Origin of the sequence: Longimicrobium sp. (assembly GCF_035474595.1) — a bacterium.
Taxonomy (GTDB): Bacteria; Gemmatimonadota; Gemmatimonadetes; order Longimicrobiales; family Longimicrobiaceae; genus Longimicrobium.
This window is the reverse complement of record NZ_DATIND010000072.1, coordinates 22229-36857: the sequence shown is the minus strand read 5'-3', so window position 1 is coordinate 36857 and position 14629 is coordinate 22229. Positions and strand designations below refer to the sequence as shown.

Genomic DNA, 14629 nt, shown 5'->3' with positions numbered 1-14629 from the left:
CCGCGGCACCGCGTCTCCGCGTGAACCAATCTGTTTGGTGAGTCTGGAGATGGAGATCAGCCCTTCCCCTCGTCGGGATCGTGCGCCATCTCGTCCAGCGCCACGGCGACGGCCAGGATCAGCGCGTCGTCCTCGCCCTCGGCGATGTCGATGCCGTAGGTGTCGCTGAGCGCGAACCACTTCTTCGACACCTGCGCGATCCGCCTGCCGTCGCGGCGGATCTCGTAGTCGTGGTCCAGCAGGTCGCCCTTCACCGTCAGGTCGTCGCCGCCGTCCACGTCCACCACGAACTTGTCGGTAAAGGGGGAGAAGAGCGCCTTCTTCACCGTGGCCACCGTCTTCCCGCCGCGCAGGATGTTCATGCTGTCGCGGATGGCCAGCTTCTTCTCGCGGATCGTCACCAGCTCGCGCCCGCCCATGTCCTCGATGACGAACGTCTCGCGGATGCGCAGCACCTTGCCGTCCACCCTGTACACCGCCCGCCCGCTCTCGTCCTCGATCACGTAGTCCTCGCCGATCGAGATCAGCCGCTGCCGCATCCTGTATCGTGCCATCTCGCCACCTCGCTCGCTCGGGAATGCCCCATCCACGGAAGCCGGTGACGGGGGCAACGATCAGGCCACCCCGCATCATCGCCCCAACGCCGTTCTTGCGATTGGGCCCTGCAGCGAAAACGCGAGAGTGGGAGAATCCTCGCGGATCCCCCCACTCTCGCACATCCGCACCTTCGCAGTCTCGCACCCCGTCACCGAAGGTGCGCCCGCGCGACTACCAGCTCATGAAGCAGCCGCCGGTGCCGCTGTTCACCCAGTTGCGCTGGATGAGGTAGTCCTTGGTGCCCAGGTGCACGTTGGCCACGCCGCCCAGCGCCGAGGTGTACGTGCTGCCGTACGTCCACGCGCACTTGTCGGCGTTCTCGTAGCCCGACGCGTCGAACCAGGCGTTGCCGTTCATGTCGGTGGTGGTCTCCTCGATCTCGTGCACCAGGGTGCTCACCTCGGCGTCGGCGTGCGGGTCGCCGTTGGCCGCCGCGGCGCCCGACGAGCAGGCGCTGGACTTGGCGTAGTCGTCGGGCATGGCCGCGTACAGGACCGTGCGCGCCACGCCGCCCACCGTCACCGTGCCCCAGCTGTGGTACGCGCAGTACTGCGTGCCGAAGCCGCCGCCCAGGTTCACCGTGCCCTTGGTGAAGATGGCGTACAGGGTGCCCGAATCGTACGTCAGCTTGCCGTTGTTGAAGGCGTACTGCAGCATCGACAGCATCTGCGAGTCGCTGACGCTGGCGCCGCTGGCCGGCACGCCGTACACGTTGTTCGCCCAGAACTGCGTGTAGTTGACGATGTTGGACACGTGCGTGCCGGCCGAGTTGTAGTACGTGCTGTTGATGTTGAAGTACGGCGAGCCGCCCACGTGGCTCATGAAGTAGCCCACCAGCGAGCCGTCGGACGAGCCGGCGCCCTGCGTGCCCGGCGTGGGGCCGCCGGTGTACACCTGCGTCGACGCCCAGTACACCGCGGCCACCTTGGTCTGCGAGGTGAGCAGGGGGCCGCCGTGGTAGCTGATGCCGGTGCCGGTGGCCGCGTTGCTGGGGCCGGTGGGCTTGGCGTTGCCGTGGTTCAGCTCGTTGCCGTTGTTGCTGAACATCGGCCGGTTGGGCGTGCGCACCGGGGCGATGCCCAGGTGCTGCAGCGCCGTGGAGCCGGCGGGCTGCGCGGGAACGCGGGGCTGGTTGGGGTTGGCGTCCGAGCACGCCGCGAGCGCGACGATGCCGGCGGTTGCCACTGCCAGGGACGAAATGCGGGCCATGCGACCTCCACGAGAAAAGGGGGTCGGAGCCGCGCCAGAGGAAGCGCGGCCACCGGGACGCGCCGGCCCGGGAGGGCCGGCAAGGGCGAGCACGCGTCCTGGTGGGAGGCCGCAATGGGACCAAATGTTGCTCGCCTGGCTCCATCATGGTACAAGATGCGGGCCGCTCCCCGACGCACCTGCGCGGCCCTCGGCCGAGGAAGGCGGCGGCCGTCCCGTAGACCATTTGTTTCGATGGAGTTCCGTCCCGATCACTCCATGAATGCATGGAGATGAAGAGGACAGGGAGCGCGGCTCGACGCAGGTTTTATCTAGCACCAGAATGCGCCGTTCCGCACCGCACTGGTGCAGCCGCGTCTCCCCGGAGTTCCGAAATCTCCCTCCCCCGGATCCCCCTACCCATGAGTACGCACCTGGCGACATCTCGGCGGGTTCGGTCGGTATGGGGGAGCGTCGAAACCAACAAACCTTATCCGCTGCAATCTGAGGGATTCTTCCTGTCCTCGCGCACGTGGTCGCGCGCGCGGGCCGCCCGCCCTCGCGCGAGGCCGCACCGTCTCGGTGCACCGGCATGGTGCAGCCGCACTACAATCTCGCGGCCCCGCCGGCGCGGTAAAATCCACAAGTCGATGCTCGCCAACCGCTTGCGATTTGTTGCAGGTGCGGTGCGGTGCGTGCTCTGCTACGGCCCCGCTCAGGACATGCACCCGGACTCGCGGCGGCGCCCACCCGCCGCACCAGACCGTCTTTCGCGCAAACGGCGCGTGGGGTGGGTCTGCGATCCCTTGTCTCCCGAGTATCGCGGCCGTTCCCCACGCGGCCGCGGCCGGCGCGCCGGCACTGGGCCGGGCGCCGCAACCCAACCCCCCGGGGAGGACGCTTCATGCGCAGAGCCACACCCATCGCCCTGGCGGTGCTTGCCCTTGCGGCAGCCGCCTGCTCCACCGACCAGCCCACCGCCGCGCGGACGCCCACGCAGGCCACGCAGCAGAACCTGGCGCCGCTCTACCGCGCCGCGCCGGGGCTGGGGATCGACGGGCAGTACATCGTGGTGCTGAACGACGGCGCGCAGCCGCAGACGCTGGCCCACTCGGTGGGTGCGGGGGTGCATCACCTCTACACCAACACCCTCGACGGCTTTGCCGCCGAGCTGTCGGCCGGGCAGGTGAACGCGCTGCGCCAGAACCCGAACGTGAAGTACATCGAGGAAGACCAGGTGGTGCACGCCAGCACCACCCAGACGGGCGCCACCTGGGGGCTGGACCGCATCGACCAGCGCGCGCTGCCGCTGGACGGCAACTACAACTACACGCCCACCGGCGCGGGCGTGCGGGCGTACATCATCGACACCGGCATCCTGGCCAGCCACACGCAGTTCGGCGGCCGCGCCTCGATCGGCTACGACGCCACGGGCGGCAACGGCGTGGACTGCAACGGGCACGGAACGCACGTGGCGGGCACCGTGGGCGGCAGCACCTACGGCGTGGCCAAGGGCGTCACGCTGATCGCCGTGCGCGTGCTGGACTGCAGCGGCAGCGGCACCAACTCGGGCGTGATCGCGGGCATCGACTGGGTGGCGCAGAACCGCACCCTCCCGGCAGTGGCCAACATGTCGCTGGGCGGCGGCGCCAGCCAGGCGGTGGACGACGCCGTGGCGCGCCTGACCAACGCCGGCGTGGTGCTGGCCGTGGCGGCCGGCAACGAGACCGTGGACGCCTGCACCGAGAGCCCGTCGCGCGCGGCCAGCGCCATCACCGTGGGCGCCACCACCAGCACCGACGCGCGTGCCTCGTTCAGCAACTACGGCAGCTGCGTGGACGTGTTCGCGCCGGGCAACAACATCACCTCGTCGTGGATCGGGTCGACCACCGCGACCAACACCATCAGCGGCACCAGCATGGCCAGCCCGCACGTGGCCGGCGTGGCCGCGCTGTACCTGCAGGGCGCCCCCACGGCCAGCGTGGCGACCGTCACCAGCGCCATCATCACCACGGCCACCACCGGCGTGGTGACCGGCGCGGGCACCGGCTCGCCCAACCGCCTGCTGTACTCGCTGCTCACCGCGCCGTCGGGCGGCGGCGGCGGCGGCGGCACGGCGCCCTGCACCGGGTGCACGCAGTACACGGCCACGCTGAGCTCGGGCGGCTCGTCGTACCAGCCGAACAACACGTACTACCAGAGCACGGTTTCGGGCACGCACCAGGGCTGGCTGCAGGGCCCCACGGGCACCGACTTCGACCTGTACCTGTACAAGTGGAACGGCAGCAGCTGGGTGGTGGTGGCCAGCGGCACCACGGCCAGCAACAACGAGACGGTCTCGTACAGCGGCACGGCCGGCTACTACGAGTGGGAAGTGCGCTCGTACAGCGGCAGCGGCACGTACAACCTGTGGCTGAAGCACCCGTAGTCTCGCACTGAAGGCTTCGGCCCTCGGCGATCGTCCCGCCCGGCGCAGGGTTCTGCGCCGGGCGGGATTTTTTTGGTGCGAGAGTGCGGAAGTGCGGAAGTGCGTGAGTGCGTGAGTTCGGTCATGGATGGTTCTATGGGGAAGTCCGCGCAGGCGGAGTGCGTGCCGTTGTAGCGACTTTAGCCGCATTTTCTCCTCTCGAGATCATCCCTCCTCCCAATCATCACGCACACTCCCGGTGCAGACCGCACCAAACCAGTGCGCATCTCGATATGACCCCAAAGGATTATCTCATTGGATGACAATCAGTTGATCTTCACGTTCGATCTGGCGCAGGTTCTGCCACAATTCCCCTCCACCACAGCAAACAGCTTGTCGGACGCGATGATGGATTCCGGAACTGCCGATTCTCCGGGTTGGTGATGATCGATGAACAGTTGTCGTGATCCGGTAGCCGACGAGTGCGGCGGAGGTCCGCGCTTCACACACAGGCAAGGGTAATTCGATGCGCCCGATCCGCTCGACGTTCCTGCTCGCGCTTTCCGCCGCCGCCGCGTGCGCGGACGGATCGCCCACGGCCGCGCGCGCGCCGCACGCCGCGCCGGTGCGGCTGGCGTCCGCCGGCGGGATCGGCGGCGCGTACCTGGTGGTGCTGAACGCCGGCGCCGACCCCCGCGGAGTCGCCGCGGGGCTGGGCGCCGCGCCGCGCCACGTCTACACCGCGGCGGTGAACGGTTTCGCGGCCACGCTCACGGCCGGCCAGCTGAACGCGCTGCGGCAGAACCCCGCGGTCGCCTACGTGGAGCAGGACGCCGTCTACCACGCGGCGCAGACCAGCGTGCCGTGGAACCTGGACCGCATCGACCAGCGCTATCTCCCGCTTTCGGGCACCTACACCGCCGGGACCGGGGTCGGGGTCCGCGCCTACATCCTGGACACGGGGATCCAGACGACCCACCCGCTGTTCGGCGCCCGCGCGCAGAACGTGTACGACGCGTTCGGCGGCACCGGGGCGGACTGCAACGGGCACGGCACCCACGTGGCCGGCATCGTGGGCTCCACCCAGTACGGCGTGGCGAAGGCCGTGTCGCTGCGCGGCGTGCGCGTGCTGGACTGCAACGGCTCCGGCTCCACCTCCGGGATCGTGGCCGCGATCGACTGGGTGCGCGCCAACGCGCAGAAGCCCGCCGTGGCCAACCTCTCCCTCGGCGGTCCCTTCTCCTCCACGCTGAACACCGCCGTCACCAGCCTGTCCAACGCGGGGATCTTCACCTCCGTGGCAGCGGGGAACGAGAACCAGCTCGCCTGCAACGTGTCGCCCGCCAGCGCCGCGGCCGTTTTCACCACGGCCGGCACCAACCCCGACGACACCCGGCTGGCCACCTCGAACTACGGCAGCTGCGTAGACGGCTATGCACCGGGCGGTTCCATCGTCTCCACGTGGATCGGCTCGGGAACCGCCACGCTCACCGGCAGCTCGATGGCCGCGCCGCACGTGGCCGGGGTGGCGGCGCTGTACAAGGCCCGCTTCGGCGATGCGGCGTCCGTCACCATCGACAGCTGGATCAAGACCAACGCGACCGCGGGCGTGGTGAAGAACGTGCCCGCGGGCACGCCCAACCGGCTGCTTTACACGGCGGGGCTCTAGGGCCGCCGCCGCACCACCCGCCGCGGCGAGTGCCGCGGCGGCTGCTCTCCCCCCACCGGATGGAGGACGTGGTATGAAAGCGCTCCGCAACGTGATGCTCGCGGGATCCGCCCTGGCGCTGGCCGCCTGCGCCGACCAGAGCCCGACGGCCACTTCCACGCGCGCCGCGGCGCCCGTGGTGGCTGCCCGCGGCGTGGCCGTGGAAGGCTCGTACGTGGTGGTGGTGAAGGAAGGCGCCGACCCGCGCTCGGTGGCCGCCGTCTCGGGGGTGAACCCGCACTTCGTGTACACCGCCGCGGTGAACGGCTTCAGCGCCGAGCTGAACCAGGGGCAGCTGAACGCGCTGCAGCACAACCCGAACGTGGACTACATCGAGCAGGACCAGGTGTACAGCGTGGCCACCACGCAGTCCGGCGCCACCTGGGGGATCGACCGCATCGACCAGCGCGCCCGCCCGCTCTCGGGGACGTACACCTACACGACCACCGCCAGCAACGTGCGGGCGTACATCATCGACACCGGCATCCAGGCCAACCACCCGCAGTTCGGCAGCCGCGCGGCGGCCTCGTACGACTACGCGGGCGGCAGCGGCGCCGACTGCAACGGGCACGGGACGCACGTGGCGGGAACGATCGGCTCCACCACGTACGGCGTGGCCAAGGGCGTGCTGCTGCGCGGCGTGCGCGTGCTGAACTGCAGCGGCAGCGGCACCACCAGCGCCATCATCGCGGGGATCGACTGGGTGCGCGCCAACGCGGTGAAGCCCGCGGTGGCCAACATGTCGCTGGGCGGCGGGCTGAGCAGCACGCTGAACACGGCGGCCACCAACCTGGCCAACTCGGGCGTGTTCCTGGCCGTGGCGGCGGGGAACGAGAACCAGAACGCCTGCAACGTGTCGCCGGCCAGCGCCTCGGGCGTGTTCACCACCGCGGCCAGCACCAGCAGCGACGCCAAGGCCAGCTACAGCAACTGGGGCTCGTGCGTCGAGGCCTACGCGCCGGGCAGCAGCATCACCAGCACCTGGATCAACAGCGGCACCAACACCATCAGCGGCACCAGCATGGCCAGCCCGCACGTGGCCGGCGTGGCGGCGCTGTACAAGGGCACCTTCGGCGACGCGGCCAGCAGCACGATCGTGTCGTGGATCATCAACAACTCCACCACGAACGTGATCACCGGCAACGTCACCGGCACGCCCAACCGCCTGCTCTACAAGAGCACGCTGTAACGGACGAATCGGGAGATGTCGATCGGGGCGGCGAGGATCCTTCCTCGCCGCCCCGTCTTTCGTCCGCGGGAGGATGGTATCCCCCGCACACCCCGCCCTGCCGACGTCATCCTGAGGCCGGCCAAACCGCAACCGATTTGCACGCAAGCGGTTGCAGGCCGAAGGATCTGTGGCCTCGGATGCACGTGCGTTCAGGAGACTCGCGGCTGGCCCGCTTACCGGCGGCTGAAGCCGCAGCAACAACTAGGGGATGCCTCGCAAACTACGCGAGGCTGTTCGGCTCGGCAGCCAGTTCCGCCCCTGAGGATGCCTCCCTTCCATCCATCGTGGTCGTGCGCGCAGCTCATCCCGGGCGGAGTCGAGCGGAAACACGAAGCGGCCGCGAACACCCCCAGGTGTCCGCGGCCGCTTTCATTCGCAGATGCGACGCCTCCGCGTCACCGGGCCTTGGCGCGCTCTACGATGGCGGTGCCGTAGATCCTGGCCATGGCCGAAACCAGCTTCGGGCGCGCGCCGTCGCTGAGCGCCACCAGGGCCAGTCCGCGCACCTGGGCCATCTCCGCCGAGTCGATGCCGGCGTCGCGCGCGTCCTCGATCGCCCGCACCACGCGGCCCAGCGCGTCGCGCTTGTCGGTGTCGGGCGGCTGCAGCGGCCGGGTGGCGTCGGCCACCGCGGACCACAGGGCACTGCGGTTCATCCCCATCGTCTCCAAGCGATCATCTCTCCAGGGCGGAACGTCCGCCTGCATGTCGTCGTTCTCCACGGCCAGCCCCGGGGGATGACTCCCGCGGGCGCGGGGCCGTCACCTGTTTGCCGAGCCGCATCCCGCATCCCCATCCACCGATCCCCCAATCTCCCCGATCGCAGGACACCCGGCGTGTAACAGGCGTTTCCGCCGGACGCGCGAGAGCGGCCTCCGCGCGGGGCGGAGGCCGCTCTCGGCCAGCCGCTTGGGGCGCGGTCAGAGCGTGTGGAAGCGCTCCTTGATCTCGTTCACCAGCTGGATGTACTCCGGGCGCAGGCGGATGTCGGGGTGCCAGCACAGGTCGCGCTCGATCAGGTCGATCTCCTCCACGATGCGCGCGCCGGGGATCACGTTCCCCTGCGGGTCGCGGTCGCGCCCCATCAGCCAGATGGTGTCGCACACCGCCACGGCGGCCGACACGTCGTGGGTGACGATGATGAGCGTGTTCTCCTCGTTGGTCAGGCTGACCTCCTGCAGCAGCGCGTGCACGTTCTCCTGCTGCAGCACGTCCAGCCCGCTGAAGGGCTCGTCCATCACCAGGTAGTTCTCGCTGCACAGCAGCTGCTGGGCGATGGCCACCCGCTGCCGCTGCCCGCCCGAGAGCTGCACGGGGTACTTGCCGGCGTGCGCCTGCAGCCCGAAGCGCTCCAGGTACTTCATGGCCGCCGCCTTCGCGTCGTCCGCCTTCATCCCCGCCTGCTTCGCCGCGATGACGAGGTTGCCCAGGACGGTGCGGTGCTCGAAGAGGATGTAGTTCTGCGCCACCACGCCCACCAGGCCGGGCGAAGCGGGAATCCCCTTCTCGCCGATCTTCACCGTTCCCGCGTCGGGCTTCACCAGCCCCGCCAGGATCTTGAAGAGCGTGGTCTTTCCCACGCCCGACGGGCCCAGGAGCCCCACGATCTGCCCCTGCTTCACCCCGGGGCGCACCACGTCGCGGATCTGCGCGTTCACCTCGCGCAGGATGGGAACGCCGCCCCGCGCGAAGGTCACGCCCTGGATGTCGACGAGAACGCTCTTGCGCTCGTACGCGTGCTGGGTGCTCATGGTTGCCCTCCTCAGCGGCGCGCGGTGACCAGGGCGGCGCTGGGAACCAGCACCCCCTTCATCCAGGCCAGGAACGCGTCCTGGAAGAACCCGGCGATCAGGAACACCCCCTGCACGGCCACGATGGCGGCCAGGTTGAAGTGCTTCTGCTGGTCCATCAGCATGGTCCCGATCCCGCCCTCGCCGCGGACCAGCCCCTCCACCATGGTCAGCATCATCCACCCCATCGCCGCGTTCTGGCGGATGGCGTCGAAGGCGGCGCCCATCTGGCCGAGGACAACGACCTCCCACACCACGCGCCAGTCGCCCATGCGCAGCGTGCGCGCGTGGTCCAGCTTCTCGGTGGGCACGGCCGCCACGATGTCGACCATCGAGGTCAGCAGGAAGGCCGAGATGCCGAACACCAGCAGCGCCAGCTTCAGCGAGTGCCCGCCGTTGAAGAGCAGGGTGAAGACGAAGGTGAAGCCCACCAGGCTGAGGAAGCGCGCCTTGGTGAGCGCGGTGACGATGGGGCGCAGCGCGGGGACCACGCTCAGGTACGCCAGCGCGAAGGAGATGAGCACCGCGATCAGCAGGCTCTCGCCGAACAGCGTGAGGCTGGTGAGCAGCTCGCCCAGCAGCCCCTGCTGCGCGGTGAGCGTGCGGAGCGCCTCGGCCACCTTGGCCGGCGACGGAAAGATCCCCGAGGCGAAGAGCCAGAGGAGGATCACGGCGCCGCCCCAGGCGGCGGCCATGCTCAGGTAGGTGCGCTGCGGGACCCACTGGTTGGGCCGGAGCGCGGGACCGAGTGAAGGCATCGGCTGGACGTCGGTTGGGAAAGGGAGAAGGTGGAGACGCGCCCGGGGCGCGGAGAGGTTCCCCCCGCGCCCCGGCCGGTGCTGCCTGGTCCGATCAGCTGTTGGTGCCGATCACGACTTCCACGCGGCGGTTGGCCGCCCGCCCCTCGGCCGTCCGGTTGGACTCGATCGGCATGGTCGACCCGTGGGCGAAGATGCGGATGCGGCCCTGCGGGAAGGTGCTGGCCGAGCGCTGCTCCAGCCACTTCTTCACCGCCATCGCGCGGTCTTCCGACAGCTGCTGGTTGGCGTCGGGGTTCCCCACGTTGTCGGTGTGGCCGTGGATCTCCACCGTCAGCGAGTTGATGGACAGCTCGTTGAAGAGCTGCTCCAGCTGCTGCTCGCCCGCCGGGGTGAAGTTGGCCGAGCCGGTCTCGAAGGTGATGGAGACGTTGCGGCGGCCCACCACGCGGGAGACGTTGCCGCTGCCGTTGTACGTCTGCGTCTCGGCGGCGGCGGCGGCGGCCTGCGTGCCGCCGGCGCGCTGCGCCACGGCCTGCAGGTAGCTCACGTCCACGATCTGGTCCACCGGCGGAATGCTGGGCACCAGCTGCGGGTACTGCTGCTTCACGATGTTGCCGAACACCGTGTAGGTGGCGCGGAAGCGGCTGGTCTCCGGAGTTGTCCCCGGCGCCAGGCCGAAGAGCACCAGGTTGTCGGCCAGGTTGTTGGCCTTCGATCCACCGAGGTCCACCTGGATCCCCGTCTTGTCGGCCTCGGTCACGCCGCGGTAGTACTTCTCCCAGAACGCGGCGTCGGCGCCCTTCTCGTTGTAGATCTGCTGGCTGATCTCGGCGGCGCGGTGCAGCGCCTCCTGGTGGTGCAGCACCTGGTCGCCGCCCTGCAGGAAGGCGGTGAGCATCTTCTCCACCGTCTGCCGGTTCTGCTGGTTCCACTTGTGGATGCCGATGATCACGTGCGGCATCTGCGACGTGTACTCCTTGGTCGACACGATGCTCACGATCCCGCCGCGCTCGCGCGCCGCGGTCACGTCGGCCGGCGTCCAGGTGACGATGCCGTCCACGCACACCTTCTTGGTCTCGCCGGTCGGCTTCCCGTCGACCACCACCTTGCGGTCCTCGCAGTAGTTGGCCACGTACTTCTCGGCCGCCTCCACGTAGCTCGACGTGTTCACCCAGTTGACCGCGTTGGGGTCGTAGGTGGTCTCGTCGGGGTTGTTGGGAATGCCGTTGTCGCCCATGAAGCGCTGGGCGATGTTCCAGTCGCCGTCGCGCAGCACGCCGGCCACCACGGCGCCCCGCATGCTCTGCGGGTTGTCGCGCCACTTCTGCGGCCCCATCAGCTTGTCCTCGCCGCGCGAGTAGCCGCAGCTGCCGATGATCTCGGCGCGGTAGTCCTCGCCGAACGAGTCCACCAGCTGCTTGTTCAGCGCGGCCAGGAAGGCGCCCGACCCGTCGCCCATGATGCCCACGAAGTGCACGCCGGCGGCGGGCTGCGCCTGGCCGTCGTGCAGCCCCTTGGCCAGCGCGGTGAGCTGCGCCATGAGCTGGGTGTTGTCGTCCTGCCGGTCGATGCGGACCTTGACGCCCTGCTTCTCCATCAGCGAGCCCTGCGTGGTCACCGGGCCGCCGTTGGAGTAGAGGCACCCCATCTGGGAGTTCCACGCCCAGAAGTTGATGCGCACCTCGGGGGCGCCGGGCATCTCGGCTGGGCGGTCGGTGGGGAGCGGCGCCAGGGCCACGGTGCCCGTGCCGGTGGCGAAGCCGTTGCCGATGTCGGAGCCGCTGTCCAGCCCGCTCACCTTTTCGGGAACGAGGGCCTTCATGATCTGGCGGCCGTAGCCGTGCTGGGCCGCGTAGCGCAGCCCCAAGCCCAGCGCCGCGATCACGGCCAGCCCGCCCAGGATGCGGACGGTCTTCTGGCCCGTCGATGTCAGTTGCATGGTAGGAAAACGGGGTTCGGGTTCACTTCGCCGGCAAAAACTCTACTGAAGTGCTGAGTGCTGAGTGCGATCGGTGCTGCCGGGCACTCAGCACTCGGCACTCAGCACTTTCTTTTCTACTGTCTCCGCAGCTTCCCGCGCCAGCGGTTCTCCGGGGTCGCGGCCGGCGGCGCGGCGCCGCCCGATCCACCGCCCATCGACTCGGCCTGCGCCAGCAGCGCGGCGCCGGCGCCCGCCGAGGTCGCGGCGGGGTCGGCCAGCTCGGCGGCGGTCACCTTCTTCTCCGCCTCCATCAGCTGCGTCAGCCCTTCCTGGCGGAAGGCCATCTGGTTCAGGTCCACCGCGTGGTCGAAGTCGGTCAGGTCGATCAGCGTCTGCAGCTCGCCCAGGCGCTTCTCGTAGTCGTCGCGGATGCGCTCGGCGGCCATGTCGCGCACCTCGGCCAGGTCGGTGTCGCCGAAGATCCCCTGCGCGGCGGCGGTGGCCGAGGCGACCGCGCCGGTGATGGTGTGCTTGTCGGCCAGCTGGTTGGCCTCGTCGCGCGCGGTCTGGATGTGGTAGTCGGCGCGGCGCATCACCCGCTGCAGGAGCTTCTCGATGTTGAGCATCTGCTCCTGCATCGAGCGGTACTCCTCGATGTCGCGCGCGCGGCGCGCGGCGATCTCGGCGTGCGCGTTCAGCCCGTCCTCGTCGTGCGTGGCCTGCGCGGCCTTCGCGAGGCGGAGGGCGTCCTGCCGCTCCTTCTCGCTGCGGGCGATCTTGGCCTCCACCATCCGCCGCACGCCCACGATGCGGGCCAGGCGGTCCTGGATCACCTCGCGGCGCTTCTCCATCTGCCGCACGAAGCTCTTCAGGATCGAAACCGGGTCCAGCTCCACGAAGTTGCCGGTGACCCAGCGGCTGATCATCTGCAGCGAGTAGAACAGCAGCGTGCGCGGCCGGTCCCACACGAACACGGTGAAGTAGACGAGCGCCAGCACCCCCACCAGGAAGGCCAGGTACAGGGTGTTCTGGGCGATCTCGATCAGCTTGGGCAGGAAGTGCACGAACGCCCAGGCGATGGCCACGCCCAGGCCGGCCATGATCCCGGCGCCCACCTTGCCCTCGGGGCGCTGCCAGAAGGTGCGGGCGGCCTTGGGCGCGCCGGCGGTAGCGGAGGTCTCCATCGCGGGGCTACTTCGCGGTTGTGAGGAAGGGGGCGATGCGGGAGCGCTCGGCCTCGAGCTCGGCCTGGACCACGGCGTAGCTGGCGGCGAAGCGCGCCGAGTTGGCGTCGATGGCGGCGCGCGCCTCGCGGGCCTGCTTGTCGAGCTCGGCGGCCTTGGCCTCCAGCGCCTTGATCTCCTCGATGCGCCGGGTGATCTCGGCGCGCGTCTTCTCGATCTCGGCCTGCGTGCCGCCCACCGACTGCGCCGTCTCTTCCTGCACGGCCTTGTCGAAGGCGGCCTTCTCGCCCGCCAGGATCTGCATGCGGTCGGCGATGGCCTCGGCGATCTGCGTGGCGCTCACGCCGTGGCTGGCCTGCGCGGCCGATACGGCCAGCTGCGTGCGCGTGCCCTCGTCGGCCACCGCGCCCAGCGCGGCGAAGAGCGTGCGGAACTGCTTCAGCGCCGGCTTCCTGCTTCCGTCCACCGCCGCCTGCAGCTGCTGCACGAACTCGGCGTCGGGCGCGGCGGCCACGGCGGGAACCGGCACGGCGCCCTGCTGCGCGGGCCCGGCGGCGGCGCCCCGGACGGGGGCGGCCAGCGTGGCGTCGGCGGGGGCCCCGGGAGCGCCCTGCGGCTGCTCGTTGCCATCCTCGTCGAGCACGACGAAGGTGCCGAGCGCGTCCTTGCCGACGTCCTTGATCTTGTCGAAGATAGAGCTCATGGCAGGGGTCCGCGGCCCGGGCGCACGGCGGCGGGAAGTGCCGGCGCGTTCAGCCGCTGCTGGAGGTGAGGGCCCAACGGAAACATCGGGGAAGCAGGCTCCCGGCCGGGCGTGCCGCCCCGGAGCTCGTGCCGAAGGCGGTAAATGTATGCGATCATTGCGAATCCGTCCACTCCCCCGGCCGATCTTCGCCCCTCCATCCATACGGATGATTCCCCGGGCGGGTTGCGAGCAGCTGCTCCTTTCCCTGTGATTTGCGCCATCTCCAACGCTCCCAGACAGATGGGCCTCACCGCGGGAGACGGGGAGACGCAGAGAACTCATCCCATGCGGTGAGTTCTCTGCGTCTTCGCGTCTCCCGCGTGAGATCTTTCTGTTGACGATGCCGGTGCGGCGGCGATGTCCCACCTCTTCGTCGTCCACTCCCGGGGCACCTTCCCCGTCAGGAATCTCTCGATCGGAATCAGTAGTTTCCTCCACGCGCCACATCTCATTGTGGCGCCGCGACTTATCTTTCGATGAATTCAGCTCGGTCAGATGTTTTGTATCGTTCAGGATTGACTGAACGGTCAGATACTGATATCGTTGCGGCAGAATGAGGAAGCCATCACAGGAGACACACTGTGGACGAGTCGGTGCAGCAGTTCGTGGAGCGGATGGGGCTGATCTGCGAGAAGGAGGGGATGGCCCGCAGCGCGGGACGCATCTTCGGCCTTCTGCTGATCGGCGGCCGCCCGTACTCGCTCGACGAGCTCGCGGAAAAGCTGCAGGCCAGCAAGGCGGGCGTGAGCACCAACTGCCGGATGCTGGAGCAGTTCGGGATGATCGAGCGGGTGAGCTCGCTGGGCGACCGGCGCGACTTCTACCGCGCGCAGGACAGCCCGTGGGAGCACATCATGCGCGTGGCGCAGAGCCGCTGGCGCGAGATGGTGAAGATCTTCGGCGACGCGCAGGCCGCGCTCCCGCCGCAGATGGCCGAGGGAAAGCGGCGCCTGCGCGAGGCCGAGCGCTTCCACGGCCTGCTGATCACCGAGGTGGACCGCATGCTGGACACCTGGCGCCGGATGGAGAACGGCGGCACCCCCGCCGGCCCAACCGAGAACGCGGCCTGACGGAGATGGAGACGGACCCCGGCCCGG

At 69.3% G+C, this 14629-nt stretch carries 12 protein-coding genes; 4 read left to right on the top strand and 8 right to left on the bottom strand.

The features are described 5' to 3' along the window. Positions 1 to 56 precede the first annotated feature (56 nt). Both VLK66_RS12700 and VLK66_RS12695 read right to left on the bottom strand, forming a co-directional pair. A complete protein-coding gene (locus VLK66_RS12700) occupies positions 57 to 554 on the bottom strand; it encodes an LURP-one-related/scramblase family protein (protein ID WP_325309796.1) in 498 nt (165 codons plus the stop codon). A gap of 214 nt (positions 555 to 768) precedes the next feature. Further along, the gene (locus VLK66_RS12695; RefSeq protein ID WP_325309795.1) at positions 769 to 1806 is read right to left on the bottom strand and encodes a hypothetical protein; all 1038 of its coding nucleotides are present in this window, start codon (positions 1804 to 1806) and stop codon (positions 769 to 771) included. A gap of 883 nt (positions 1807 to 2689) precedes the next feature. Here VLK66_RS12695 and VLK66_RS12690 point away from each other — a divergent pair. From VLK66_RS12690 to VLK66_RS12680, 3 genes are all read left to right on the top strand, one after another. Further along, entirely contained in the window at positions 2690 to 4213 is a 1524-nt protein-coding gene (locus tag VLK66_RS12690) for a S8 family peptidase (protein ID WP_325309794.1), read from the top strand. 505 nt (positions 4214 to 4718) lie between these two features. Then, positions 4719 to 5861, top strand: coding sequence for a S8 family peptidase (locus VLK66_RS12685; RefSeq protein WP_325309793.1), 1143 nt, complete (start codon positions 4719 to 4721; stop codon positions 5859 to 5861). Between the two features lie 73 nt (positions 5862 to 5934). Next, a complete protein-coding gene (locus VLK66_RS12680) occupies positions 5935 to 7089 on the top strand; it encodes a S8 family peptidase (RefSeq protein ID WP_325309792.1) in 1155 nt (384 codons plus the stop codon). Positions 7090 to 7526: 437 nt separating this feature from the next. Here the strand turns inward: VLK66_RS12680 and VLK66_RS12675 are convergent, their stop codons facing one another. From VLK66_RS12675 to VLK66_RS12650, 6 genes are all read right to left on the bottom strand, one after another. Then, the gene (locus VLK66_RS12675; protein WP_325309791.1) at positions 7527 to 7787 is read right to left on the bottom strand and encodes a hypothetical protein; all 261 of its coding nucleotides are present in this window, start codon (positions 7785 to 7787) and stop codon (positions 7527 to 7529) included. Positions 7788 to 8051: 264 nt separating this feature from the next. Then, positions 8052 to 8882 carry an ABC transporter ATP-binding protein gene (locus tag VLK66_RS12670; RefSeq protein ID WP_325309790.1) on the bottom strand — a complete coding sequence of 277 codons (831 nt, stop codon included), beginning with the start codon at positions 8880 to 8882 and terminating at the stop codon, positions 8052 to 8054. Between the two features lie 11 nt (positions 8883 to 8893). Continuing rightward, complete coding sequence (locus VLK66_RS12665; protein WP_325309789.1) at positions 8894 to 9679, bottom strand: hypothetical protein; 786 nt, start codon at positions 9677 to 9679, stop codon at positions 8894 to 8896. Between the two features lie 94 nt (positions 9680 to 9773). Continuing rightward, the gene (locus tag VLK66_RS12660; RefSeq protein ID WP_325309788.1) at positions 9774 to 11621 is read right to left on the bottom strand and encodes an OmpA family protein; all 1848 of its coding nucleotides are present in this window, start codon (positions 11619 to 11621) and stop codon (positions 9774 to 9776) included. 116 nt (positions 11622 to 11737) lie between these two features. Further along, positions 11738 to 12787 carry a hypothetical protein gene (locus VLK66_RS12655; RefSeq protein WP_325309787.1) on the bottom strand — a complete coding sequence of 350 codons (1050 nt, stop codon included), beginning with the start codon at positions 12785 to 12787 and terminating at the stop codon, positions 11738 to 11740. 7 nt (positions 12788 to 12794) lie between these two features. Continuing rightward, on the bottom strand, positions 12795 to 13490 hold the full coding sequence (locus VLK66_RS12650) for a hypothetical protein (RefSeq protein ID WP_325309786.1): 696 nt from the start codon (positions 13488 to 13490) through the stop codon (positions 12795 to 12797). Positions 13491 to 14113: 623 nt separating this feature from the next. Between VLK66_RS12650 and VLK66_RS12645 the strand changes: the two genes are divergently transcribed. Continuing rightward, positions 14114 to 14602 carry a hypothetical protein gene (locus VLK66_RS12645; protein ID WP_325309785.1) on the top strand — a complete coding sequence of 163 codons (489 nt, stop codon included), beginning with the start codon at positions 14114 to 14116 and terminating at the stop codon, positions 14600 to 14602. The last annotated feature ends 27 nt before the right edge of the window (positions 14603 to 14629 follow it).